Annotated in this window: 23 protein-coding genes; 18 read left to right on the top strand and 5 right to left on the bottom strand. The window is 67.2% G+C overall.

Annotation, left to right across the window (positions count from 1 at the left end; all coding sequences use genetic code 11):
- Positions 1 to 86: 86 nt before the first annotated feature.
- Positions 87 to 1,913, top strand: coding sequence for an acyl-CoA dehydrogenase C-terminal domain-containing protein (locus Q0R23_RS07450; RefSeq protein WP_293911818.1), 1,827 nt, complete (start codon positions 87 to 89; stop codon positions 1,911 to 1,913).
- Positions 1,914 to 1,990: 77 nt separating this feature from the next.
- Here the strand turns inward: Q0R23_RS07450 and Q0R23_RS07445 are convergent, their stop codons facing one another.
- Genes Q0R23_RS07445 through Q0R23_RS07435 form a run of 3 tightly spaced genes read right to left on the bottom strand, consistent with a single transcriptional unit; the run spans position 1,991 to position 3,466 of the window.
- Entirely contained in the window at positions 1,991 to 2,455 is a 465-nt protein-coding gene (locus Q0R23_RS07445; RefSeq protein WP_293911817.1) for a hypothetical protein, read from the bottom strand.
- A 6-nt stretch (positions 2,456 to 2,461) separates the two neighbouring features.
- Positions 2,462 to 3,130, bottom strand: a complete 669-nt coding sequence (locus Q0R23_RS07440; protein ID WP_293911821.1) for a phosphotransferase — start codon at positions 3,128 to 3,130, stop codon at positions 2,462 to 2,464.
- Positions 3,131 to 3,133: 3 nt separating this feature from the next.
- A complete protein-coding gene (locus Q0R23_RS07435; protein WP_293911816.1) occupies positions 3,134 to 3,466 on the bottom strand; it encodes a hypothetical protein in 333 nt (110 codons plus the stop codon).
- Between the two features lie 132 nt (positions 3,467 to 3,598).
- Between Q0R23_RS07435 and Q0R23_RS07430 the strand changes: the two genes are divergently transcribed.
- Together Q0R23_RS07430 and Q0R23_RS07425 are read left to right on the top strand one after the other, a co-directional pair.
- Positions 3,599 to 4,108, top strand: a complete 510-nt coding sequence (locus Q0R23_RS07430; RefSeq protein WP_293911815.1) for a hypothetical protein — start codon at positions 3,599 to 3,601, stop codon at positions 4,106 to 4,108.
- A gap of 38 nt (positions 4,109 to 4,146) precedes the next feature.
- Complete coding sequence (locus Q0R23_RS07425) at positions 4,147 to 5,502, top strand: hypothetical protein (protein WP_293911814.1); 1,356 nt, start codon at positions 4,147 to 4,149, stop codon at positions 5,500 to 5,502.
- Between the two features lie 7 nt (positions 5,503 to 5,509).
- Here the strand turns inward: Q0R23_RS07425 and Q0R23_RS07420 are convergent, their stop codons facing one another.
- Entirely contained in the window at positions 5,510 to 6,193 is a 684-nt protein-coding gene (locus tag Q0R23_RS07420; RefSeq protein ID WP_293911813.1) for a winged helix-turn-helix domain-containing protein, read from the bottom strand.
- An 89-nt stretch (positions 6,194 to 6,282) separates the two neighbouring features.
- On the opposite strand from Q0R23_RS07420, the gene Q0R23_RS07415 reads away from it, so the two are divergent.
- The 5 genes from Q0R23_RS07415 to Q0R23_RS07395 all read left to right on the top strand — a co-directional run bounded on the left by Q0R23_RS07415 (position 6,283) and on the right by Q0R23_RS07395 (position 12,846).
- On the top strand, positions 6,283 to 7,050 hold the full coding sequence (locus Q0R23_RS07415; protein ID WP_293911812.1) for a TatD family hydrolase: 768 nt from the start codon (positions 6,283 to 6,285) through the stop codon (positions 7,048 to 7,050).
- Between the two features lie 120 nt (positions 7,051 to 7,170).
- Positions 7,171 to 8,211 carry a GGDEF domain-containing protein gene (locus Q0R23_RS07410; RefSeq protein ID WP_293911811.1) on the top strand — a complete coding sequence of 347 codons (1,041 nt, stop codon included), beginning with the start codon at positions 7,171 to 7,173 and terminating at the stop codon, positions 8,209 to 8,211.
- 270 nt (positions 8,212 to 8,481) lie between these two features.
- Positions 8,482 to 9,519, top strand: coding sequence for a transaldolase (gene tal, locus Q0R23_RS07405; RefSeq protein ID WP_293911810.1), 1,038 nt, complete (start codon positions 8,482 to 8,484; stop codon positions 9,517 to 9,519).
- Positions 9,520 to 9,620: 101 nt separating this feature from the next.
- Positions 9,621 to 10,340, top strand: a complete 720-nt coding sequence (locus tag Q0R23_RS07400; protein WP_293911809.1) for a GNAT family N-acetyltransferase — start codon at positions 9,621 to 9,623, stop codon at positions 10,338 to 10,340.
- 208 nt (positions 10,341 to 10,548) lie between these two features.
- The gene (locus Q0R23_RS07395) at positions 10,549 to 12,846 is read left to right on the top strand and encodes an endonuclease MutS2 (protein ID WP_293911808.1); all 2,298 of its coding nucleotides are present in this window, start codon (positions 10,549 to 10,551) and stop codon (positions 12,844 to 12,846) included.
- Between the two features lie 21 nt (positions 12,847 to 12,867).
- On the opposite strand, the gene Q0R23_RS07390 is transcribed toward Q0R23_RS07395, so the two are convergent.
- Positions 12,868 to 13,659: an endonuclease III gene (locus tag Q0R23_RS07390; protein ID WP_293911807.1), complete on the bottom strand. Its 792-nt coding sequence runs from the start codon at positions 13,657 to 13,659 to the stop codon at positions 12,868 to 12,870.
- Positions 13,660 to 14,004: 345 nt separating this feature from the next.
- On the opposite strand from Q0R23_RS07390, the gene rlmN reads away from it, so the two are divergent.
- The 10 genes from rlmN to Q0R23_RS07340 all read left to right on the top strand — a co-directional run bounded on the left by rlmN (position 14,005) and on the right by Q0R23_RS07340 (position 24,669).
- Complete coding sequence (gene rlmN / locus Q0R23_RS07385; RefSeq protein ID WP_293911819.1) at positions 14,005 to 15,063, top strand: 23S rRNA (adenine(2503)-C(2))-methyltransferase RlmN; 1,059 nt, start codon at positions 14,005 to 14,007, stop codon at positions 15,061 to 15,063.
- Between the two features lie 315 nt (positions 15,064 to 15,378).
- Entirely contained in the window at positions 15,379 to 17,085 is a 1,707-nt protein-coding gene (locus tag Q0R23_RS07380) for a tetratricopeptide repeat protein (protein ID WP_293911806.1), read from the top strand.
- A gap of 139 nt (positions 17,086 to 17,224) precedes the next feature.
- Positions 17,225 to 18,508: an SPOR domain-containing protein gene (locus Q0R23_RS07375; protein ID WP_293911805.1), complete on the top strand. Its 1,284-nt coding sequence runs from the start codon at positions 17,225 to 17,227 to the stop codon at positions 18,506 to 18,508.
- A 33-nt stretch (positions 18,509 to 18,541) separates the two neighbouring features.
- Positions 18,542 to 19,306: a redox-sensing transcriptional repressor Rex gene (locus Q0R23_RS07370; protein WP_293911804.1), complete on the top strand. Its 765-nt coding sequence runs from the start codon at positions 18,542 to 18,544 to the stop codon at positions 19,304 to 19,306.
- Positions 19,303 to 20,034 (top strand): hypothetical protein, encoded by a 732-nt coding sequence (locus tag Q0R23_RS07365; protein ID WP_293911803.1) that lies wholly within the window; start codon positions 19,303 to 19,305, stop codon positions 20,032 to 20,034. The genes Q0R23_RS07370 and Q0R23_RS07365 overlap by 4 nt, the downstream gene beginning before the upstream one ends.
- Positions 20,035 to 20,089: 55 nt before the next feature.
- Complete coding sequence (locus Q0R23_RS07360; RefSeq protein ID WP_293911802.1) at positions 20,090 to 20,419, top strand: cyclic-di-AMP receptor; 330 nt, start codon at positions 20,090 to 20,092, stop codon at positions 20,417 to 20,419.
- Between the two features lie 92 nt (positions 20,420 to 20,511).
- Positions 20,512 to 21,480 (top strand): thioredoxin domain-containing protein, encoded by a 969-nt coding sequence (locus tag Q0R23_RS07355; RefSeq protein ID WP_293911801.1) that lies wholly within the window; start codon positions 20,512 to 20,514, stop codon positions 21,478 to 21,480.
- 43 nt (positions 21,481 to 21,523) lie between these two features.
- Positions 21,524 to 23,131, top strand: a complete 1,608-nt coding sequence (locus Q0R23_RS07350) for an NFACT family protein (RefSeq protein WP_293911800.1) — start codon at positions 21,524 to 21,526, stop codon at positions 23,129 to 23,131.
- Positions 23,132 to 23,207: 76 nt separating this feature from the next.
- Entirely contained in the window at positions 23,208 to 23,774 is a 567-nt protein-coding gene (locus Q0R23_RS07345) for a GNAT family N-acetyltransferase (RefSeq protein ID WP_293911799.1), read from the top strand.
- Complete coding sequence (locus Q0R23_RS07340) at positions 23,746 to 24,669, top strand: NAD(P)-dependent oxidoreductase (RefSeq protein ID WP_293911798.1); 924 nt, start codon at positions 23,746 to 23,748, stop codon at positions 24,667 to 24,669. Before Q0R23_RS07345 ends, Q0R23_RS07340 begins: the two co-directional genes overlap by 29 nt.
- The last annotated feature ends 253 nt before the right edge of the window (positions 24,670 to 24,922 follow it).

The raw sequence follows: 24,922 nt of genomic DNA, 5'->3' as shown, positions 1-24,922 counted from the left end.
GCAACCCAGTTCGGTAACAGCGTAGACTCAGCGCACGCCCTAGCCGCCGTGTTCAGCGAATCCGGCACCCCCAGGAGGACACCACAATGGCCCACTACAAAGCTCCGCTGCGCGACATGAAGTTCCTGATGACCGAGGTGCTGGGTGCCGGTGAAACGCTGGCCCAGATGCCCTACTACGCGGACAACGACACCGCCGACACCGACCTGATCGAGCAGGTGCTGGCCGAGGCCGCCCGCTTCGCCGAGAACGAGTTGCTGCCGCTCAACGCCGTGGGCGACCATGAGGGTTGCGTGCGCGACGAGGCCGGGAATGTGACAACCCCCACCGGCTTCAAGGAGGCGTACAGGAAGTACCGCCTGGCCGGTTGGACTGCGCTGGACGCCGATCCGGCCTGGGGCGGTCAGGGCATGCCGCACCTGGTCAACATCGCCGTGACGGAGATGAATATTTCCGCCAACGTGGCCTGGAGCATGTACCCCGGATTGTCGCACGGGGCCTACAGCGCCCTGGTGGCGCACGGCAGCGACGAACTGAAGGCCACCTACCTGCCCAGGATCGTCAGCGGTGAATGGACCGGGACCATGTGCCTGACCGAGCCGCACGCCGGAACCGACCTGGGCATCATCCGGACGAAGGCGGCGGATAACGGTGACGGCAGCTACGCCATCAGCGGCACCAAGATCTTCATTTCGGCGGGCGAGCACGACTTTACCGACAACATCGTGCATCTGGTGCTGGCACGGCTGGAGGGCAGCCCGGAGGGCACCAAGGGCATCTCGCTGTTTCTGGTACCGAAGTTCATGGTGAACGCTGATGGCAGCCTGGGCCAGCGCAACGGCGTGGTGTGCGGCAGCATCGAGCACAAGATGGGCATCAACGGCAACGCCACCGCGCTGCTGAACTTCGACGGCGCGCGCGCCTACCTGGTCGGCGAGATCAACAAGGGCATGAATAACATGTTCACCATGATGAACGCCGCCCGCCTCGGCACCGGCATGCAGGGCCTGGGCCTCGGTGAAATCGCCTACCAGAACGCCGTGAGCTACGCGGTAAACCGCCTCCAGATGCGCCACGAGCCGCGCACCGCGCCCGCCCAGAACGCCGACCCGATCATCAGCTACCCCGACGTGCGCCGGATGCTCCTCACAGGCCGGGCCTACAGCGAGGCGGGCCGCGCCCTGGCGCTGTGGCTGGCGCTGAGTCTGGACACCGAGCACCACCACCCGGACGCGGCCAAGAGGGAGGAAGCCGCCGATCTGGTCGCGCTGCTGACCCCGGTGGCCAAGGCGTTCATGACCGACAACGGCTTCAATATCGCCGTGCAGAGCCAGCAGGTGTTCGGCGGGCACGGCTACATCCGTGAGTGGGGCATGGAGCAGTTCGTGCGCGACGCCCGCATCGGCCAGATCTACGAGGGCACCAACAGCATCCAGGCACTCGATCTGCTGGGCCGCAAGGTGCTGATGGACGGGGGCCGCAAGCTCCAGAAACTCGCCAACATCGTCGAGGCGCTGGTCAGCGAGGTCGCCGACGACGAGGAGCTTCAGGGCTGGGCCGACGCGCTCAGTAAGGCCGCCGCCCAGGTCGGTACGCTGACGATGGTGGTCGGTCAGAAGGCCATGCAGAACCCCGACGAGGCCAACGCCGCCGCCGTGGATTACCTGCGCTACGTCGGGCACGTCACCTACGCCTTTTTGTGGGTCAAGATGGCGAAAGTGGCCCTGAACGCCGTGAAGGCGGGCAAGGATAAGGACGGCTTCTACAAGGCCAAGCTCCAGACGGCCCGTTTCTACTTCGACAAGCTGTTTCCAGAGACGAAAATGCTCTCGGCCACCATCAAGGCGGGCGGCGATTCGCTGGACGTAGACCTGGGCATGTTCGGGGTCGAGAGGGCGCTGGCGAGCGTTTGAGCGGGAAGTAAGGGCTGTTTGGACCTGGCCCCCTGCCTGGACGGTGGGGGCTTCGCACTGGACAGATTCCGCGCTGGCTACTCGTCGCTGCTGAAGCTGAACGAGCCCGTGACGCTGCCAGTGGTGGGCCATCCAACCTGAAAATCACCGCTGAGACTGCGGTTGAGGAGTTGCGAATAACCGCCGACCTGACCGGCGCCGCTGTACGTCGCGGCGGGCGGCCCGACGATGACCAGAACCGCCGCCACCGTATGCTTCGTGTCGGTGCGCTCGCTGGGCGTGTTCTGGTCTACCTTCGTTTCTACCGTGTTCAGCAGCACGGTCAGGTTGGCCTTGCCGTCCTCGCTGCGACAGGAAAAACTCATCTGCTTGTCGATGACGACGGGTGTGCCCGACTGAGCCGCCGGGTCGCAGTTGAAGGTATATACCGTGCTGGAGATAATAGCGCTGGCCGTCAGGTTGCCCCCACCAGGCTTGACCACGCCGGAGCCGCAGGCGGTGAGCAGGAGCAGGCCACCGATCAACAAAGGTCGAATGTTCATCTCAGTTTAACTTAGCAGAGCTGGTATCTCCTGTCTGGCCTCCCAGCCGGTGATGAAGTCGAGACCACGCTGGAAGAATCGCTCACTGACCGTCGTGGTGCCGAAAACTTCAGCCAGTTGGACATACAGACCCATAAACCAGATTGCGCGGGCCGCGACAAAGTGGCGCGTAGCGCGTTCATCGGCCTCAGACAGGGGCCGGATCGCTGTGTAGCCGTTCAGAAAAGCGGTCCAAGCAGCAACCTCCTGCTCTGGGGTCTTGCCTTTGTTGGACGCCTGGCTCCACCAGTAGACCGCCAGGTCGTAGGCGCGGTATCCGGGGCCACCACAATCGAAATCGAACAGCCAGAGGGTGGCGGACTCGTCGATATGGACATTACCCTCGTGCAGATCGCCGTGGCAAGCGCCCCATTCCAGTTCGGGAACCAGGGCCGAAATCGCCGCGTGGGTGCGGGCTGCCGCCGCTTCCAGGCTGCTGAGAAGCTCCGGCGAATTGGACAAAAAAGGCTGGATACGCGCTACCGGTTCCGAGATCAGGTGGGCCAGGTCGAGTGAAAACCGCCCCGCCTGCGTCCAGCCCTCGGCAGCGTTGTGAAGACGAGCTGCCGCCCGGCCATAGAGTGCGGCCTCGTTGTCGCTGGTGTCCAGCCAGCGGCCCGGCGCAAACTCGAACAGCGCTTAGGCGCGTGGACCTTCCGGGGCGCACAACTCGGCGATCAGAGCTCCGTCTCGCCTGGGAATGGGGCGGGCGACGCTGGCGCCGTTTTGCGCTCCCTGCTCGATAAACGCCAGCTCCCAGCCAATTTGTTCCAGGGTGCGCCAGCCGGAGCAGTAGACCCGCAGGATGGCCCGCTCATTGCCCCACTCCACGCGGTAGGTGTCGTTGAGACCGCGTTGCAGGAACGTCGCGCGAACGTCGGCGGCAAGGTCGTAGTGCTCGGCCAGGAGTGCCGCCAGGGCGTCCGGAGCCAGCACGGAATGCAGGGCGGGGAAAGGAGTGGTTGTGGGCATGGCTCAGACTGACAGGTGGAAGGGATAAAAGCATCTGCCAAATGGGTGGGCGGCGCCCAGGATCCACAGCCCTCTCACGCTGGGCACCCGATTTTGCCTTGCCTTTACTTTTGTGCTCTAAGCTGGACGTACATGACTACCTTCTCACAGCTCGTTAAGTTCGGGGCGCTCCTGGCACTGTCCGGTGCGGCGTCGGCGCTGGCCACCCCCTTTAAAGTAGAACTCTCGGCGGCGGACCCGGCGCTGACGTGCGGCTCGACATCGACGCCGACCCTGACTTTTTCGGGCACGCAGCCCAAAGGTACCAAGGGGCTGGCACTCATTTTCTGGGACGAGCAGCCGGGGGCACTCAGCGGAAGATGGCTGGTGTACGACCTGCCCATGAGCAGCACCAAACTGGCGTCGGGGACGGCCAGCAGCCTGAGCATCGGCGGTGGCAAGGTGGCCAAAAACGAGGCCGGGCAACCGGGCTACACTGCTATCTGCGCCAAGGGTCATCACGATATCTACATCGATTTCTACGCGCTGGACGTGGCCTCACTCAAGTTGCCAGCAGGCACGCCGCTGCAAACCCTGCACGCGGCCATCAAACGGCACAAGCTGCTGGAAGCCAAAGCGCATCAGACCTGGCAGGTGAAATGAAGCCAGGCGCAAGGCGGGCTGCACGGGCAGCCTCCATTGTGCTGGGCACCCTGCTGCTGGTCGGCTGCAAGTCGCAGACCAGCAGCGGGACCACTCAGAGCGGGGCGAACCAAACGGCAGCGGCGCCGAGCAGCGCAACTCAGAGCAGTGCGACCCCAAGCAGCGCAATCCAGAGCAGTGCGGCCCCAAGCAGCGCAACCTCAAGCAGTGCGTCGTCCGGTGCGGCGACGGCAACCACCCTCTCGGCTGCGACCCTCCCGGCTGCGACCCCCTCGGCGGCCACCGCCCGCAAGCCTCCCGCCACCGTTCCGCCCAAGCCGGGCCGCTCACCGGGCGACGGTGCTTTACCGGGCGTCCGTGCCTCACCAACCCTCGGCGCGGCGAATCCGACCATGCCCGTCAACATCTATGCCCACGCCGCCGCCGGACAGTTCAGCCCCGCCGTGCGCGGCGTGCGGCCCCTGGTGTACGTGCCCAACGGCAAGGACAGCACCGTCAGTGTCATCGATCCGCAGGCGCGGCGAGTACTGCGGACCTTCAAGGTGGACCGCGAGCCGCAACATGTGGTGCCCTCACACGACCTCAAGACGCTGTGGGTGGCGAGCGACAAGGGTCGCCAGTCGGTGACGCCGATCGATCCCCGGACCGGCAAGGTGGGCCAGGCCGTGCCGACGCTCGATCCGTACAACCTGTACTTCACACCCGACGGCCTGCACGCCGTGGTGGTCGCCGAGAACTCGCAGCGGCTGGACTTCGTGGACCCCCGGACCATGCAGCCGCAGTTTTCCATTCCGGTGCCGTGCCGGGGCATCAACCACATGGATTTCAGCCCCAGCGGCCAGTCGGTGATCGCGGCCTGCGAGTTCAGCGGCGATGTGCTGCACATCGACTTCAAGTTCCGCGCCGTGCTGGGCAGCCTGCACCTCGGCGGCATGCCCCAGGACGTCAAGCTCTCGCCCGACGGCCAGGTCTACTACGTCGCCGACATGATGCGCGGCGGGCTGTACCTGATCGACGGTCGGGGCAAGGTGCCGCGCAAGCTGGGCTTCATCCCTACCGGCAAGGGCACGCACGGGCTGTATCCCAGCCGCGACGCCACCAGGCTGTTCATCTCCAACCGGGGCGAGGGCAGCGTCTCGGTGCTGAATTTCGCGACCCGCAAGCTGATCGCCAAGTGGCTCATTCCCGGCGGCGGCAGCCCCGACATGGGCAGCGTCTCGCCCGACGGCAAGGAACTGTGGCTTTCCGGGCGCTACGACGACGTGGTGTACGTGTTCAGCACGCGCACCGGCAAAGTCGTCTCGACCATCAAGGTGGGCAAGGGGCCGCACGGCCTGACCTACTTTCCGCAGCCGGGGCGGTACTCGCTGGGGCACACGGACAACTACCGGTAGAGGGGGGTCAGCTTTCGCCCAGCCCGCCCAGAAAGCTGTTGACGCTGCGGCTCAACTTGCGCCCGGCGGCCTGATCCGGGGCCGCGAAGGCCAGCACGGCGACGGTGCAGGCGCTGCCGCTCTCGCTGTGGCCTTCCAGCTCCGCTTCGCTCAGCAGCGAAGTGAGGGCGCGGGCCAGGCGGGTATAGCGCTCCGGGCTCAGGCGCAGCGTGATGACGTCCGAGTGGGTCGGATACGCTTCGTCGGAGGCGTCGAGCGGCGGGTGGAGGGTGGCGGCGGGCTGCGCGGGGTTGCCGAAGCCGTAGACATCCTCCTCACCGCCGTGCATGGTCTGCCAGGAGCGCTCGTAGGCGTGCAGGAAGGCGGCGGAGAGTTCACGCATGTCGGTGGTGCCGTGCCCGTCCTCGTCGCCCGGCGGCAGCAGCTCGGACGGCACCCGAAATTCACGGGCCGTGAGCTGGTAAAACACCTTCCCGCCCTCGCGGCGCTGCTCGAACAGCAGGCCCAGGGCGGCGAGTTTGGTCGCGTGGTGATGCGCCAGGTTGGCGGCCATGCCCAGCTTGAGCGCGATCTCGCTGGGCGAAACCGGGTCGATGAAGTGGGCCAGGAAGTCGGCGTCTTGCCGCAGCGCACGGGCGGCGGCGAGGTCGGTGACGCGCTGAACATCCATCTGAACGGTGTCTGGTGTCATGCTTACAGCCTGACGGAGCGGCTTTCAGTCCTCAATAGACCCGGCTGAAACGCGGCCACGCCTGAACCCGTCGCCCTATCATGGCCCGCATGATCGACACCCACTGCCACCTCGATATGCTCGAAGACCCGGCCTCGGCGTTGGGGGAACTGGGCCTGACCCAGCTCGTCAGCATCGGCGCCAGCGTGCAGCACGCGCACAACGCCATAGCGCTGGCCGAGGGGCACCCGGAGGTGTTCGCCAGCGTGGGCCTTCATCCGACCGACGTGAAAGACTCTGACAGTCCGGAGACGAGAGCCGAACTCGAAGCGCTGAGCCTGCATCCCCGCGTGGTCGCCATCGGTGAAAGCGGCCTGGACGACTACTGGGCGCACGATCAGCTCGGCGTGCAACGGGAAGCGTTTCTGTGGCAACTGGATCTGGGGCGGCGGCGCGACCTGCCGGTCATCGTGCATACCCGCGACGCGCCGGGCGGTGAGCGGGCCAGCCAGGGCTGCGCCGAGATCATCAAGGAGGCGAACTGGACACGGGGCATCCTGCACTGCTGCAACGGCCACGCCGGGCTGCTGCGGGCGGCGCTGGACCTGGGCTGGTCCGTCTCGTTCGCGGGCAACCTGACCTACAAGAATGCCCACGCCATTCAGGAAGCCGCCCGCTTCGTGCCGATGGATCGGCTGCTCGTCGAGACCGACGCGCCGTTTCTGGCGCCGGTGCCCAGGCGCGGCAAACCCAACCGGCCCGGTTACGTGCGCTACACGCTGCAATTCCTGGCGGCCCTGCGCGGCCTCAGCGAGCAGGAAGCCGAGGCCATCACCGACGCCAATGCCCGCGCCGTCTACCGGCTGCCACTTACGTGAGTTGTTTCTGAAGACGGGCACCGGTTGATTCGACATTGAGGTATTCAGAGCGCTGTGAGGGCTGGCCTGCCAGTCTGAGGCGTGGTTCAGCCGACGCCCTCCTCATCCTCATCCTCCTCATTGCCGCGTGCACCTTCGCTCGACGGGCACAAACGCCTGACGTATCTGGCCATCGCGCTGTGTTTGCTGCTGGTGGGCGCCCTGCGGATCGTGCTGCTGGGCCAGTCGCCTCAGCCTGACCTCAGCAATCTGGTGCTCAACGGCGTGGTCGTGGCGCTGAGTGTGGGCGTGCTGGGCGCATTGCTCAGCGGACTGGTCCGGCTGGAACTGATCGAGCAGGTCGGGCTGGGCGTCTTCGTGCTGCTGGCCCTGGGCTTCAGTTTGCGCCTGCTGTTGCCGGGCGTGGCGCTGGATATGAGCAACTACGGTGAGCTGCTGCTCTTGGCCGTGGGCGCCGCCGCCTACCTGCTGATCGCGCCGCGCCCGGCCACCGTCACCGTGGTGAGCCTGACCGGCCTGTACCTGGGCGTGGTGTGGTGGCGGCTGCTGAGCGCCCCGGACTGGGCCACGGTCTCCGAGCAACTGATCTGCGACCTGCTGATGCTGGTGGGGCTGGCCTTCGTCGCCCTGCTGGGGGCTCACCGCGCCGCCTGGACCCAGGCCCGCGACAGCGCGCGCGCCATGCACGATATAGCCCTGAGCGACGACCTGACCCGGCTGCCCAACCGCCGCAGCGCCTACCGGGCTTTCGAGGACGCCATGCGCAGCGAGGGCACGCCCGTTTGCGTGCTGCTGATCGACATCGACAACTTCAAGCGCGTCAACGACACCCACGGCCACGAGGCGGGCGATGAGGTCATCGGCGAGGTTGCCCGGACCCTGCACTCGGCGCTGGGCAAATCCGGCAGCCTGTCGCGCTGGGGCGGCGAGGAATACCTGGCGCTGCTCTCCGGCGTGACCCTGACCCAGGCGGGCCGCCAGGCCGAGGCGCTGCGCTCAGCCGTGCAGCATCTCAAATCGCCCTACGGCCCGCTGACCGTCAGCGTGGGCGTCTCCAGCCGCCTTCCGGGCGACAGTGTAAAGACCCTGGTCCACCGCGCCGATCAGGGCCTGTACCGCGCCAAGGCAGGCGGCAAAAACCGGGTGTCGCAGCAGGACTGATCCGCAGCACGGGCACACAGCGGGCGCTCACGGCGCCGGGCAGCGGCAGGGCTCCGGAGTAGACAGGCTGGCCGCCCTGAGCGGCGGCGAAGTCGCTTCGGTACCCGGCCTGGCGGCGTCGCCGCGCTTTTCTGTGCCCGGTACAGGTAAAGAAGTGCTCACAGTGCCCTCGGTCTTTCCGGACGCTTTGCGCCGTGAGCGGCGGTAAGATCAGTGACAGAAACCGCTGACGGCGCCCTGGTATGGGGTCGCCAGCCGGAAGGAGACGACATGACGCAAAACCAGACGACGCAGCACCAGACCACCCAAGACCAGCCCACGCCAGGCCAGTCCGGAAGCAAGCTCGATCAGCTCAAGGCCCTGTCCATCGTGGTGGCCGATACCGGCGACATCGACGCCATCAAGAAGTACCAGCCGCGCGACTGCACCACCAACCCCTCGCTGATTCTCAAGGCGGCCCAGCTCCCCGGCTACCAGGCGCTGCTGACCGAGGCCAAAGGCTGGGTCAAAGGCGGTCAGAGTCTGGACAGCGTGATCGACCAGCTCACCGTGCGGATCGGCACCGAGCTGACCAAAATCGTGCCCGGCGACGTGTCCACCGAAGTCGATGCCCGGCTGGCCTTCAACAAGGACGCCTCGCTGGCGCGCGCCCGCCACCTGATCGCGCTCTACGAGGGCGCTGGCGTGAACCGCAGCCGCATCCTGATCAAGCTGGCCGCCACCTGGGAGGGCATTCAGGCCGCCGCCGTGCTGGAGCAGGAGGGTATTCGCTGCAATCTGACGCTGGTGTTCGGGCTGGAGCAGGCCATCGCCTGCGCCCAGTCCGGGGCGTTTCTGATCTCGCCGTTCGTGGGCCGCATCACCGACTGGTACAAGAAGTCCACCGGCACCGCCGACTACCCCATCGACCAGGACCCCGGCGTGCAGTCGGTCAAAACGATATACGCCCACTTCAAGGCGCACGGCTACGCCACGGTGGTCATGGGCGCCTCGTTTCGCAGCGCGGCGCAGGTCGAAGCGCTGGCTGGCTGTGATCGCCTGACCGTCAGCCCGCAACTGCTGGGCGAACTGGGCGCCGATCAGGGCAACCTGCCGCGTCAGCTCACCCCCGAAATGGGCCACCAGACCGAGCCCAAGCTCAGCGAGGCCGACTACCGCTGGAGCCTGACCGAGAACGCCATGGCCGGTGAGAAATTGCAGGAGGGCATCCGCATGTTCCACCTCGACACCCAGAAGCTGGGGGAGTTGTTGACCGGAGGCGTGCCGGTGGCCGAGGCGCCCAAGCCGGTGGCGCAGACGGGCGCCTGATTCTCACCGACCGGCACGCCGCTGCCATCCTGGAGGCGCTGGAAGCCGAGCACCTGCGGCGTCAGGCCCGGACCTACCAAGCGCTCCACCCCGCTGAGGCCGTGCGCGTGCTCGACTTCGCCGGGGGCGTGGCGGCGCTGATGAACCCGGCCTTCGGGCGCAAGCTCAACCATGTCACCGGGGCCTTCCTCAGCAGCGGGGTGCAGGCGAGCGAGCTGGACGAACTGGAGGCCACGTTCAACGGGCGCGGCCTGCGGCTGGAGTTTGACCTGTGCCCGCATGTCACGCCCGGAGCGCTGAGCTTGCTGACGGGGCGCGGCTATCAGCTTTCCGGCTTCAAAAATACCTACGCCCGCGACCTGCGCGAGCTGGACGACGGGGATACTTTTCCCGGTATCGAGATCGTGCAGACCGGGGACGCGGCCCAGTTCACAGATGCTTCGGCGCGGGGTTTTGGCGGCCACACAGCACTGATGGACACAGCGCTCTTGGAAACCCTGGCCCGCCTCGCCCTGGCCCGGCCCGACAGCGTGCAATTTCTGGCGTGTGTGGACGGCGAGCTGGCCGGAAGCGGCGGCGTGTGCTTTGTGGAGACGGCCTGGGGCCTCGCGGCGCATCTGTATATCGCCAGCACCCTGTCCGAATTCCGGGGACGCGGCGTGCAGGGCGCACTTGTACAGGAACGCCTGCGCTTCGCCCGGCAGCGCGGCGCCGTCCTCGCCAGCCTGACCGCCCGGCCCCTCAACGTCAGCGCCCGCAACGCCGAGCGAGCGGGGTTGAGGTTGGCGCATACGAAGGTGAGTCTGACGCAGGGGGGATAGGGGTGTGGGTCGTGGGTTGTAGGAATAGCAAGCGGGGCTTGGGCCAAACTTCTTCATTCCAGCCCCAGCAAAGCGTCAACTCCCTGGAATGACCTGTCTCACTCCTTCCTCTCCTGCACCCCATACCCCACACCCCGCTTTTTCCCCAAGCCTCCCATAAGCCATGCGGCGCACACTCCCCCACCCGGCCTTCTCTATACTGAGGGGCGTGCCGTTCGATGCCCACGCTTTAGACACCCTGGATTACCCCCGCGTCCGCCGCGCCCTGATGGACCGCGCCTCGACCCCGATGGGCAGCGAGCTGGCCCACAAGCTCTGCCCGGTGGCCGACGCGGGCCGCATAGGCCGCGAACTCGACGAACTCGAAGACGCCCTGTTCGGAGTGTCGCTCTCACTCGGCGGCATCGGCGACGTGCGCGAGCTGCGCGAACGGGCGGGTGGGGGGCGGGTGCTGCTGGGCAGCGAACTGCTGGAAGTCGCCTACGCCCTCGACGGCGCCATGACCGTGCGGCGCAGCATCACTTCCAACTCGCGGGGGCCGCTGCTGCGGCTGGCGGCCAAGCTGGGCGAACACAGCCTGCTGGTGCGCCGGATACTCGAAAGCCTGGACCGCGACGGGCAGGTCCGCGACGACGCCTCGCATCAACTGCGCGAGATCCGGCGCAAGGTCGAGCCGCTACGCCAGCGCATTCGGGATCGCCTGACCAGCAGCCTGGAAAAGTGGGCCGACGTGCTGCAAGACAACCTGATTACCATTCGCCGCGACCGCTACGTGCTGCCGGTCCAGGCCAGCCGGGTGTCGCAGGTGCAGGGCATCATCGTGGACGCCTCCAGCACCGGGCAGACGTACTTCGTGGAGCCCGCCACCGTCACGCCGCTCAACAACGAGCTGACCCGCCTGATTCTGGACGAGGAAGCCGAGGTCCGGCGCATCCTGACTGAACTCAGCAGCCTGGTGGCCTCGGACAGCGAGATCGGCCTGACCATCGAGACCATCGGCGAGCTGGACCTGATCGCGGCCAAGGCGGCGCTGACCCGCGACTGGAAACTCAACCGGCCCGAAACCGACCCCGGCGCGACCTATCTGCTGAGCGGCGCCCGGCATCCGCTCATCGAGAATCCGGTGCCCAACGATATTTCATTGGGCGGGGGCGGCACCAACCTGCTGCTGATTACCGGCCCCAACATGGGCGGCAAGACCGCGACCCTCAAGACCCTGGGCCTGGCCGCGCTGATGCACCAGTCGGGCCTGTACGTGGCGGCGGACCGCGCCCGGCTGCCGATCATCGAGGACGTGCTGGTAGATGTGGGCGACGAGCAGAGCCTGGAAGCCAGCTTATCCACCTTCGCGGCGCACCTGCAACACCTGCGCTACGTGCTCAGGTACGCCTCGCCGCGCACCCTCATTCTCATTGACGAGTTGGGCTCCGGCACCGACCCCGCTGAGGGCGCCGCGCTGGCCCAGGCGATGCTGGAGCAGCTCCTGACCCAGGACACGCGCGGCATCATCACCTCGCACCTCTCGCCACTCAAGCTGTTCGCGCTGGAGACGCCGGGCCTGAAAAACGCCAGCATGGGCTTTGACCTGGAGGCGCTGGCCCCGACCTTCCAGCTTCAGGTGGGGCAGCCGGGGCGCAGCTACGCGCTGGCCATCGCCCGGCGCATGGGCATTCCGGAGGGCGTGATGACCCGCGCCGAGACCATCCTGGGGCCGGAGGGCAGCCTGCTCGAACGCCTGCTGGAGAACCTGGAAGCCGAAAGGCGCCAGCTTACCCAGGAGCTGGAGAACGCCAAGACCGCCCGCCGCGAGGCCGTCATCGAGCGTGACCGGGTGCAGTCTCAACGCCAGGAGTTCGAGGAGCGCAAGGGTGAGCTGCTGGCCGAATCGTCGCAGAAGGCCGAGGCCGCCTATGCCCAGGCGCTCGAACAGGTGCGCGGCCTGCGTGCCCGCGCCCGCGAGGAGAGCGCCCGGCCCCGCGTGCTTCAGGAGTTGCGCGACCTGCGCCGCTCAGCCCAGCAGGAGCGGCCCCAGCCTGCCGCCCTGCCGGAGCTGCGCGGCGACCTGCTCAAAGTCGGCAGCACCGTCAACGTTCCGGCCTACGGCGCCGCCGGACAGGTCATGGAGCTGCGCGGCGACGACCTGGTGGTGCAGCTCGGCGTCATGAAGGTCAGCGTGCGCCGCCGCGACGTGCGGCTCAAAGCCGAGGAAAGCGTCAAGGCCGCCGTCCGGCGCAGCTTCAACGGCGTGGCCCCCAGCGGCTTTCAGACCGAGCTGCAACTGCGCGGCCAGCACGTCGAGGAAGCGCTTGAGGAGCTCCGCAGCACCATCGGCGAGGCGGCGGCGCTGCGCGAATCTCCGCTTCGGGTCGTGCACGGCAAGGGCCAGGGCGTGCTCAGGCGCCTGATTCGCGATTTTCTCAAGGCCGACAAACGGGTGGACTCCTTCCACGACGCCGAGCCGAACCAGGGCGGGCACGGCGTCACGATTGTCAATCTGAAGGTGTGAGCGAAGAGCTGATTCTCTGCTCTACCGGCTCCGCCCGATTGTCACCCGCGCCGGGTCCACGTCCTCACCTCCCAACCTAGCCTGACCCGCCTTGCACTGCTCCAGCACGGCACATTTCCCGCAGGCCGGGTTGTTGTAAAAGCAGCACTGCTGGCCGTGCATCATGTAGACCTCGTGGTGGTCGTAGACCTGCTGGGCGTCCCAATCTGGCGGCAGCAGCCGTCCGAGCAGCGCGTGTGACGGCCCCACGTCGGTTCCGGCGGGAATGAGTTCGAGCCTCAGCGCGACGCGGTGGTGGTGCGAATCCACCGGCATGGCGGGCATCCGCAACGTCGAGAACAGCAGCGTGGCGGCGCTCGTCTTCGGCCCCACACCGGGAATACTCTCCAGCCAGGCGCGGGCTTCAGGCACGCTCAGCTCGCCCAGGAAGTCCACGTTCAGCTCACCCCGCCGCTTACTCACCTCGCGCAGCACCGCCTGAATGCGCGGCGCCTTCTGCTCCGGCCAGGTGCAGGCGCGGATGGCCTGCTGCACGTCGCTTACAGCCGCGTCCCGCACCCCCTCCCAGGTCAAAAAGGTGGCCCGCAAGGTGCCAAAGGCCCGCGCTGAATCGGCATTCTTGGTGCGGTGCGACAGCAGGTTGCCCACCAGACTGCTCAGCGGGTCGTCGTCCGACCAGAACGGGACCGGGCAGCCGTAGACGCTGCACAGAACGTGATGCACGGCCAGCGCTTTGGCCCTGAGCGCCGCGAGGTCTTCGGCTGGCTCGCTGTGTTGATCAAACAGCAAGGGGGCGTCGCGGCGGCTGGGCATGATGCCGCAGTCTAGAAAGCTGGACCCGTCTGCTTGGTGCCCTGGAACTGCTTCTCAGGAAACGGGAAAGACGAGGTGGGCTTTCCTCCTTCCCACTCGCTACTTCCCCCGCTTAGCCAGCCAGTACAGCCCGATCGGCAGCAGCAAGAGGCCCAGACAGCCGTAACGCGGCGACATGGACATCGGATGTGGCGAGCGACTGAGTGCCGACGGTTGCGGCGCAGCAGGTCGGGGCTGAGTGGGCCTGGGCTCAGGCGTCATAACCACAGTATGGGCGAGCGTCAATCCACAGCTCCAGCCGTTTTCCCAATTCGCCCACCCCAGGCGCCGTACACTGAGAAAATGTTGCCGCTCCTCCTCGATCTGCACCCGGACGCCTACCCATTAGAAGGCTACCGGCGCCGCCAACTCCTTGAGTGGGTCTTCGAGCACGGGGCGCCCTCTTTTGCGGCCATGTCTAACCTGCCCGCCAGCCTGCGCACCGAGCTGGAAGGCCAGTACGCCCTCAACCCGTTCATTAAAACCGAGACCTTCGAGAGCAGCGACGGCAGCGTCAAATACCTGTTCACGCTGGCCGACCACCGCCAGATGGAAGCGGTCTACATGCCCTACCTGGACCGCAAGACCATCTGCGTTTCAACGATGGTCGGCTGCCCGGCCAAATGTTCGTTCTGCGCCACGGGCGCGATGGGCTTCGGGCGCAACCTGAGCCCCGGCGAGGTGGTGGGGCAGATTCTGGCGGTGAGCTGGCATCAGAACTTCTCGCCGCGTGAACTGCGCAATCTGGTGTTCATGGGCATGGGCGAGCCGCTGCTCAACTACGATCACACCATCATGGCCGCCCGGTTGCTGCTGCACCCCCAGGCGCTGGGCATGAGCAAGCGCCGCGTGACGCTGAGCACGGTGGGCCTGGCCAAAGGCATCCGCCGCCTGGCCGCCGAGGACGATTTGGGCCTCAAGCTGGCCATCAGCCTGCACGCACCCGACGAGGAGACCCGTCAGCAGATCATCCCCACCGGGCAAGCCAACTCGATCACCGAGATCATGGACGCCGCCCGCGAGTACCAGGGCGTCACCGGGCGGCGTGTGACCTTCGAGTACGCCATGCTCAGCGGCGTCAACGACCATCTGTGGCAGGCCGACTTGCTGGCCGAGCTGCTGCGCGGGCTGGTCAGCCACGTCAATTTGATTCCGATGAATCCCTGGGAAGGTAGCAACTTCACCGAAACACCGGAGTCGCAGATTCAGGCCTTCTACGACCGGCTGGAGCTACGCGGCGTGCCGGTCAGCGTGCGGCGCTCACGCGGGCGCGACGCGGGGGCGGCCTGCGGGCAACTCGCCCTCAAGCAGCCGGGCGCCGTGAGCGGCGTGGTCGGCGTGGTCGCCGGAGCGCTGGGCGTCTGAGCTGGGCATCTGAGCTGGACGTCTGGGCTGGGCATCTGGATCTGCCGGGGCTGGATGCGTCTGGGCTGAATATGCTCGATCTGGACGGAAGCTGAGCCGAGCGCTTTGACCTGACGCCGTTTCAGAGCTTGGTGTCGTTTGCGGGCACGTTCGACCACCCGTCCCAGGAACGGCGAGATTCTCGGCTTCACTCCGAATGACCACTGCGCCGGTGGCCCCTGAGCAGGCTGCCCAGTGCCCGATTTGCCCGTCTCAGCCGACCCCCTGCCGGGCGTAAGAGTTGGGGAAGAGCAGCTTGGTAGCATGAGTGTAACGATGAAGACTATGGTGTCCCTGCTGCTGGCCCCCGCCCACCCCGCTTCCGGAAGCTTCCGCTGGCGCTGGGCGGCACTGTCTCTCGCCCTCGCTACCGCTCCTCTGGCCCAGGCCCAGACCCTGATCGAGACGATCACGACCACCAGTGTCAGCAACACGCTCGATCAGACCCAGACCACCAACGCCCTCCCCGGCCTGGACCGGGCCAAAGCCGCGCAGCAGACCCAGAACGCCCAGACCCAGAAAACCAACGCGGCCATCGGCGCCACCGACCCCGTGACGGGCAAGGCCGCCGCGCCGCTCATCCCCTTCAACACCGCCCAGGCCGCCCGGCTGAGTACCGCCCGCACGCTGCTCTCACAGGGCGATGCACGCGGCGCCCGGCCCATCTTCGAGGGCCTGATCGCCGCCAACTATGCTCAGCCGGAGCCGCACTTCGGCCTGGCGCTGAGCCTGCTGTCGCTGGGTGACCTGACCGGCGCCCGCTTCGAGCTGACCCAGTTCGTGGCGCTGTCGCCCGCCAGCTTTGAAGGCCCCTACAACCTCGGCGTCATCGCCGCCCGCACCAAGGACTACGACGAGGCCCTCAAGCAGTTCACGGCGGCGGTGGCCCTGTCTGGCAGCGCGTCCAGCACCGCCGCGCCCGCCGCCCGCCGCCAACTGCTCGAAGCGCTGGCCGGTGAGCAACTGCGCCGGGGCGACTACGCCGGTCTGAGCACCACGCTGACCCAGGCGCTGGCCAGCGACCCCCAGGACCTGAGCCTCAAGTACCGCCTCGGCCAGGCCACCGCCTACGCGGGCAAGGGCGCCGAAGCCCTGCCGCTGCTCTACGCCGCCGCCCAGTCGGATGTCAACCGCACCGGCGCCACCTTACTCATCGCCGATATCTACGCCGCCCAGAAGTTGCCGGACCGGGGCGTGCGCGAACTCGATACCGCCGCCGCGCTGGTCAGCAGCGCCGAGCGTGCCCGCTTGCTGGTCCGCAAATCGCAACTGCTGCAAGCCCAGGATCAGACGCCCGCCGCCGTGCAGGCCGCCCGCGAGGCCGTGCAGGCCGACAGCAAGAGTGCGGCGGCCTACTCGGCGCTGGGCACCGCGCTGGCCGTCAGTGACCTGAAGGGCAGCCTGGCCGCCTGGCAGACCGCCGCCGGACTCGACGCCCAGAACGGCGGCACGCTGCTGAACCTGGCCGCCGTGCAGCTCTCGCTGGGCGCCAACGCCGAGGCCCAGAGCAGCGCCGTCAGGGCCATGAAGCTGACCGCCGCCACCGACAATGCCAGCCTGGCCCGCGCCGAGTTCGTGCAGGGCGTGGCCGCCTACCGCCTCAAGGACTACGCCGCCGCCGTCAAGGCGCTAGGCAGCAGCGCCGCCAGATCACCCGGCGCCCAGACCTCGCTGTGGCTGGGCCTGAGCAGCTACGCCCGCAAAGACTACGCCGGAGCCATCGCGGCGCTGGGCGAGAGCGTCAAACTGGGCGACAGCTCAGCGGCCCGCCTGAACCTGGGCGCCGCGCTGCTGGCCGCCGGGCGCTTCTCGGAAGCCGAGCCCAACCTGCGCAGCGTGGTCGTGGGTGACCCCAGCAACGCCGCCGCCTGGTATCAGCTCGGCCTGGCCCGCAAAGCCCAGGGCAAGGACAGCGAGGCCAAAACCGCCTTTTCGTCGGCGGCCAAACTCGGCTACGCCCCGGCCAAGGCCGAGCTGAAGTAGCGCAGGCTGGCAGCCGCACCACTCGCCTCATTCCAGACGGCAGTGTTCATATCAGCACCGCTCACATCCGCTCCACAGACAACCCCTGTGGAGCGGCGTGTGGGAAATGCCGTACTCTAGTGAGTATGAGACTGCCCGTATGAAACTGATTGGACAACGTTTACCCGACCTGATGATCGGCATCCTGATCGTGGTGCTGGCGCTGGGCCTGGGCAGTCTGCTGCTGACCCAGCGCAACCGCGCAGCGGCGGTGCCCACGCTACCGCCCGCTGCCAGCGAACCGGCCACGAATATTCCTGCCGCCCCCGGCACGGCCAACACCGGCACACCCAATACCCGCACAGTCACCACGGCGCCGAGCACCTCCGCGCCGCCTTCTACCGCGCCACCCAGCCGCGTGCCTGACCCCACCGGCCCGACCCCCACCGGAAGCGTGGCAGCCCCCACGACGCCCCAGCCGGACACCAGTGCGCCCCCGGTGGCGACCACGCCGCAGCCTTCCGCCGCTGCGCCGGGAACCACGCCTGCCCCTGCCACACCTCCCCGCAGCGGCGGCGCCGTGGCGACCAGCGCGAACCGCACGCCCCTGCGCCGCGACTACCGCATCAGCCTGGGGACGTTTGGCAACGTGGCCGAGGCCAATGCCGCCACCGTCGCCGTGCGGGCGCTGGGCTACGCGGTCTACCCCATCGACCTGGGTTCGCGGGTGGTGGCGCAGGTCGGTCCCTTCGCCGATTCGGCCACCGCCAACGCGGCCCTGAGCGACATCAGGCGGGCGTATGGCAGCGCGGTGGTGTACGCCCCGCGTCAGTCGGCGTCGGGTCAGTCGGCGGTGGGCGCAGCCACCACTCCAGCGCCAGCCGCCACCACTCCGGCCACAACTCCAGTCAACCCGGCCACATCTCCAGTCAACACAGCGCCTGGTGCAGCAGCTCCGGTCCTGACGCCTCCGGCCAGCTCGGCTCCAGTCAACTCGGCTCCAGCCAACTCAGCTCCAGCCAACTCAGCCACGCCCGGTTTCAGTGCCCCGGATTCGAATTCGGCGGGCACCAGTACCGCTCCGGCCACCAGCGAGCCTGTGACGCCCCCGGAGGCGCCGAGCACACCGGCCACCCCACCGGCCACACCCGCGCCTGAACCCGTCACGGCGGCGCCTGCTCCGGCGACGGTCAGCCCGCCCACCGGTAAGGTCTCGGCGCCCGCGCCTTCCGGCCCGGTGTACCTGCAAGTCGGCGCCTTTGACCGCCAGGAAAGCGCTCAGAAGATGGTGGGGCTGCTCAGCGACCTGGGCTACAACCCCAGCGTGCAGGCGCCCGAAGGCAAGAAGGTCACGGTGCTGATCGGCCCGTTTTCCGGCGACGCGGTGCTGCGGGCCGAAACCAAACTCAACGACAACGGCTTTGATCATTTCCGGGTGCGCTGAGGCGAACACCCCTCCGAACCGGGCACCGGGCGCATGACGACAGCGCCCGGTATTCCCACGGCGGCTGTGTCCCGGCTGGTCACCTACCTGCGCATTCTGGAGGAACTGGAGCGCGAGCAGATTCTGAACACCAGCAGCGGCGTCCTGGCCGCCCGCGCTCAGGTCAGCGCCTTTCAGGTGCGCAAAGACCTGGCCTACTTCGGGCGCTTCGGCACTCGTGGCCTGGGCTACACCGTCAGGCTGCTCAAGCGCGAACTGACCCGCGTGCTGGGGCTCAATCGCTCGTGGAACGTGGTGATTGTCGGCATGGGACGGCTCGGACAGGCGATCGCCAATTATCCGGGCGCCAGCGAGTACCAGTTCAGCTACGTCGGGTTGTTCGACGTCGACCCGGACCTGATCGGCCAGCTTCTAGAGGTGCCGACCCGCCGTGAGCAACATGTGAGTATAGTAAAGAGGGCGCTCAATGAACCGCGCCGGTTGCCGATTGAGCACATCCGCGACCTGGCGGCCTTCACCGCCCAGCAGCCGGTAGACCTGGGCTTTCTGGCCGTGCCGCCCGAACACGCCCAGACTGCTGCCCAGTCGCTGGTCGAGGCCGGTGTGAAGGGTATTTTGAACTTTGCCCCGACCCTGATTCAGCCGGGTATGACCGAGGGCGAGGGTCTGCAAGAAATCAGTGACGAGTGGCGTGATGTGATGGTCGAGAACGTGGATTTTCTGGTGGGCATGAAGCGGCTGGCGTTTTACATGCTCAACCCCCAACTCAAGGATCAAGACCCGGAGGGCAGTACATGAAGAAACTTTGGCCAAACAAGAAGTCCCGTCAGCTCTGGTTGCTCGGCGCCCTGATGATGCCGCTGACGGCGTGCAATGTCGGCACCACAGGCTCCATTGTTGTGCCCACAGACTTTAACGTCGGCGTGAACGTCAATGACGCCACTTCTACTGTCACCGTCACCAAAAAAGTCACTCCAGCTACAGCCGAAAAGCCAGCGGTGCCTGCCACGGGCACGACGCCCGCCGTCCCTGCGGTGCCAGGCACTCCGGCATCAGTGACCTATACCCCAAGCGGAAGTGGTTCAGCCAGCTTCACCTTTGGCAGCCGACCTGGTTCCGACGCTGGAAACGTCACCGGTTACCGTATCGTGAAGGACGTCATAAACGGAGTAGACGTAACGGCGAAGGCAGACAGCACCGTGCAAAAGCTCAACATCTATGTGCAGTCTGGATACACCTGCGATCTCATCAATCCCGTCGATCCGAGCAAACCGAAAAACCCGAACGCTTCCTGTAATCCCTTTGAGTCGCAGCCTTACCCTGCCGGGCCATATCTTGGGCCGGGAACGATCACCACGCCTCTCGATATCAACTTCACCAGTGGTCTGGTCGACCTCGTTATTGCCAGCGACGCGTCCGTTGGTCGGACCACCATCATCGAATTTACAGGCTTCACGGCTCGTGGTAAAACGTTTGCTATTCAGGCCAGCGTCAATTCCAGCGCGATCAGGGCTGGCGACAGGTAAACTCACCGTCAACCCCTGACCCGCCCCTCACACCCCATCTGCTAGACTGCCCAGCATGAAACTGGTGCTCGCCATCGTGCAGGACGCCGACACCCCCGGCCTGATGCGCTCGCTGTCCGACCAGGGGTACGAGGTCACCAAGCTGGCCTCCACAGGCGGTTTTCTGCGCGAGGGCAACACCACGCTGATGATCGGGGTAGCTGATGAACGCTTGCCCCACCTCAAGACGCTGATCGGCCAGAATTGCCGCAGCCGCAGCCGCCTGGTGACGCCCAGTGTCCCGATGGGCGAGCAGGGCGAGGGCCTGGTGTCCGACCCGGTGGAAGTGCCGGTGGGCGGCGCGGTGATGTTCGTAATGGACGTGGCCGAGTTTGTGCGCGTCTGAGTTCGTCCGAGTCTGAGTTTGTCCGCGTCTAAATTCATACATAAGCCGTTACGCCCTGGTTCTGCCCGCATCATCCCGCCTAGAATGGCGGGATGATTCGTTTTGCCACGCTCGCTCTTTCATGCCTGCTGAGCGCCGTGCTCGGCGCGGCCCAGGCCCAGGTCGGCGAACCCAGCCGGACGCTGCCAACACTGGAAGGCTATACCCGCACCGGCAACCTGCTCACCGGGCCGGGTGATCGCCGGATCGTGCTGACCAACCGGGGGCCGTATCTGGCGAGCGCCACCGTCACGCTGCCCAAACTCGATGCCCAGTTAGACGCTACCGCCGCCGGGCAACTGCTGGGCGTGCTCAGCGGCTACGGCGAGCGTATCGGGCCGGTGTACAGCCAGTACCTCAGCGACAGCCGCAATGCCGCCGACCTCAAGGCGGGCACCACCATCCAGGCCGGGCGCTATGACCTGAGCACCAAGCTGGTGGGTGCGGGGCTCAGCTTCAGCGTCAGGCTGCACGAGGTGCCTGCCAGCGCGTTCGTCGCCGCCCAGAACGCGCTCGGCCCGGCGAAGGCGGCGGTGGTCCTGCGGCTGTTCAGCGACTTCCAGTGCCCGTACTGCGAGCAGTTCGAGACGCAGACCTGGCCGACGCTCAGGCCGCTGCTGCCCGCCGGGTCGCGCTTCGAGTTTCACCAGTTGCCGCTCGAAGGCCTGCACCCCAATGCCCGCGCCGCCGCCGAGGCCAGCGAGTGCGCCGCCGCGCAGGGGCAGTTCTGGGCCTTCAAGGACGCGCTGTTCGTGCCCGCGAGCTGGGCGCTGTGGACCAAATCGGGCAATCCGGCCCCTGAGTTTCTGAAGATCGCCCAGACCCTGGGGCTCGGCGGCGGCGCCTTCAACGCCTGCCTGGCCAGCCGTGGGGGCAAGGCCGCCGTGGACGCCGGGCTGCGCGAGGCCGAGGCCGTGGGCGCCAACGCCACGCCGAGCCTGTACGTGGGTGGCTACTTGGTCGACAACATCTACGATCCGGCGTCTACCCTCAAGCTGGTGCAGTACGTGCTGGGCAGATGAGTCGCGCCCCTGAGAAACAATTCCGGCGCGGGGAGCAACTTCGATGGAAGGTCTAGCCCTGGCCCAGAGCATTCGGGACCTGCGCAGCGCGCTGCCCGCCCGCACGCTGGGCTGGGTCTTCCCCGACGAGACCAGCGCCGCGCTGCTGCTCGAAGGCGCCGGGGGCGTCAGCAACCTGGTGCTGTCATACCGCCCGCCGCAGCCGCTGATGTACCTCAGCCGGGAAAAACTGCGCGGTGAGCCGCACAACGCCTTTCAGCGGTATCTGGCCGGGCGGGTGCGGGGCGAGCTGACGGGCGCCGAGCAGCTCAAACTCGACCGGGTGGCGCAGCTCCACTTTTCGGGCGAGCGCGGTTTTGTCGATGTCGCCCCGGTGCGGCTGCTGTTCGAGCTGACCGGGCGCAACACCAACGTGATGATTCTGGAGGAGGCTTTGGAAGACGCCACGCCCGAAGACGCCGCGCCTGAAAACAGGTGGCAGGGCCGCATCCTGACCGCCGCCCGCGAGATCACCTCCAGCCGCAACCGCTTCCGGACCGTGCGAACCGGTGGCCTGTACGTGGCGCCGCCGCCCTACGACAAACTCGATCCGCGTGGCCTGGACGCCGGGGAACTCAGCGCCGAGCAGATCCAAACGTTGTCGGCGCTGCCGCTCGCCAAGTGGCGCGAGGTCATCGACGGGCTGGGGCCGACCCTCAGCGCCGAACTGGTCGGGCGGGCCGGATTGGGCGCCGCAGCGCCCGGCCAGCAGTGGACCGTCGCCTGGGCCGCTTTGCAGAGCGTCGCCGCCGACCCGGCCCTGCGGATCAGCGCGGCCAGTCTCAGCGAGGCGTCGCGTGAAGCCACCCGCGCCGAGAAGGCCGCCGGGCTGCGCAAAGCCCTGCGCGAGCCGCTCAGCAAGCGCCTGAGCCTGCTGGGCCACCAGCTCGGTGATGTGGAGCGGGCCGTCAGCGGGTTAGATGAAGCCGCGCAGGACCGCCAGGGCGCCGATCTGCTGATGGCCTACTCGCACGTGGTCGAGCCGGGCGTGAGCAGCGCCCTGCTGCCCGACTTCTCCGGCGAGGGTGAGGTGGCCCTGAGCCTGGACCCCTCGCTGAGCGCGGTGCAAAACGCCGAAAAGCGCTACGCCCGCGCCCGGCGCCGTGAGGAGGTCTACGAGAGATTGGTCGAGCGCGAGCCGCTGCTCCGCGCCGATCTGGCCGAGGTGCAGGCCCGGCTGGCCGAGCTGGACGGCGCCAGCCTGGACCAGTTGGGGGCGCTGGAGCGCTCGCTGATCGCCGAGCAGCCGCAGCGCAGCCCCTACGGCTCGCGGCACACCACGCCGGGCGGCCTGGAAGTCCTGGTGGGCCGCAACAACAAGGAAAACGCCACCCTGACGCACCGCATCGGGCGCAGCAGCGACTACTGGTTTCACGTCCAGGGCTACCCCGGCTCGCACGTGCTGGTCCGCTCCGGCGGCAAGGAACTCGACCTACCGGACATCCTCTATGCCGCCGCGCTGGCCGCGCACCACAGCAAGGCCCGCCAGAGCGGCAACGTGCCGGTGGACTACACCCGCATCAAGCACGTCTGGAGGCCCAAGGGCGCGAGTGCCGGGCAGGTCCAGTACACCCAGCAGAAGACGGTCTATGTGAACCCTGATGGGGGCTGACTGTCATGGCTAAACGTGGTCTCTAACTGTGGTTTCTGAAGGTGCGCCGGGCCAGCCGGACCGTAGACTGGGGTCGATGGTGGCCTCGTTAAGCTGGGGGCGGGTGACGCTCAAACCGCTTCTCGACATGAACAATGCCGAGTGGCGCACGCTCTACAGCTACTTCCGTGACCGCGAACTGGCCGACTGGAACGGCGCCCAGCCGATCCGGCTGCCCGAATGGCTGTTCCGGCGCGTGATGCAGGACGAGGAGCGCAGCGGCGAGCGCCACGGCTTCGGCATTCTCAGCGAGGAATCGCACCTGATCGGCAGCATCGAGCTGTATGATTTGCGGCCCTCGCCGCCGTCGCAGCCGACCACCGCCACGCTGGGCGTGATGATCGGTGAGCGCAGGTTGTGGGGCCAGGGCTACGGGCGCGAAGCGGTGCTGGCGACGCTCCAGTGGGCCTTCAGTGGCCGGACTCCCCCTCTGCGCCGCGTCCGGCTGACCACCTTCGGGCACAACCGCCGCGCCCAGCGGGCCTTCGCCGCCTCAGGATTTACCGAGGTGGGCCGCAGCGAGAAACCGGGCCACACCGACGTTCACATGGAAATGACCCGCGAGGAGTGGTTGAGTGCGCATCCTGATGCCGGACCAAGCTGAATTTCGTGCTTTGAAACTGCCGGGCGCCGAACTGGCTCACTACCCGATTGGAGCTGTCGGTAGCGGCAGCAACAGCGCCGACCGGGCCGGAAGCCGCCTGCCGGAAGGCTCTTTTGAAGGCGTGGTGGGCTGGGGTATGCCGCGTGCCCTGCGCCGCGAAGCGCTCAGCCGCCCCGGCCTGGACTGGGCGCTGACGCTGACCGCCGGAATCGACGGCTGGGCGGATGAGCTGCCGCCCGGTGTGAAGCTGTACAACGCCAGCCCGCTGCACGGCGGCGCGGTGGCCCAGCACGCCGCCGCCGCGCTGCTGGCCGCCGGACGCGGGCTGATCCGCTTTGCCACCCGAAGCGAGTGGGACCGCTCCGGCACGCTCTGGACGCTGCATGGGCGGCGGGTGGTGATCTGGGGACAGGGCCACATCGGGCGCGAGCTGGAGCGGTTGATCGCGCCGTTCGGGGCGCAGGTGACGGGCCTGCGATCAACCAGCACGCCGGAACAGGTGCGGCACGCACTGGGCGAGGCCGACGACCTGGTGTTGCTGCTACCGCTGACCGGGGCCACCCAGCAGATCGTGAACGCCGAGGTGCTGGGCCACCTGAAACCCGGCGCCTGGCTGCACAACTTCGGGCGCGGGCCACTGGTCGACAGCCTGGCGCTGCTCGCCGCCCTGGACAGCGGCCAGCTCAGCGGCGCGGTGCTGGACGTGACCGATCCGGAGCCGCTGCCGCCGGGGCACGCGCTGTGGGGACGGCCCAACGTGCTGATTACGCCGCACATCGCCAGCACCACCGAGGACCTGAGCCTGCGGGCTGCCGAGTACGCCGCGCAGTTCGTTCAGGCGCTGCTGCGCGGCGAGGAAGGCGCCGGACGGGTCGAACGGGGCAAAGGCTACTGAAGCTGAACGCAGTCTAAGATTTGCGTGAGAAAGTCTGCTTTCACGTTTCTGTTTATGAGGACAGGTCTGTGTATGAGGGTGAGCGGTCAGGTCGTCAGTGAGCGTATGGCCAGCCCCACGAGCACCAGACCGCCCACGCCCTCCGTCCAGAATAACAGTCGGGGCAGGGCTGTCCGGCGCTGCACCCGTCCCAGAAAGGCACACCAGCACGTCAGCCAGGTCGCCATCAGCGCCACATGGAGCGTGGCGAGCA

It is taken from the genome of Deinococcus sp., assembly GCF_025362455.1.
Taxonomy (GTDB): Bacteria; Deinococcota; Deinococci; order Deinococcales; family Deinococcaceae; genus Deinococcus.
Note: the sequence above shows the minus strand (reverse complement) of the source record. Positions and strands in the feature narration are given on the sequence as shown.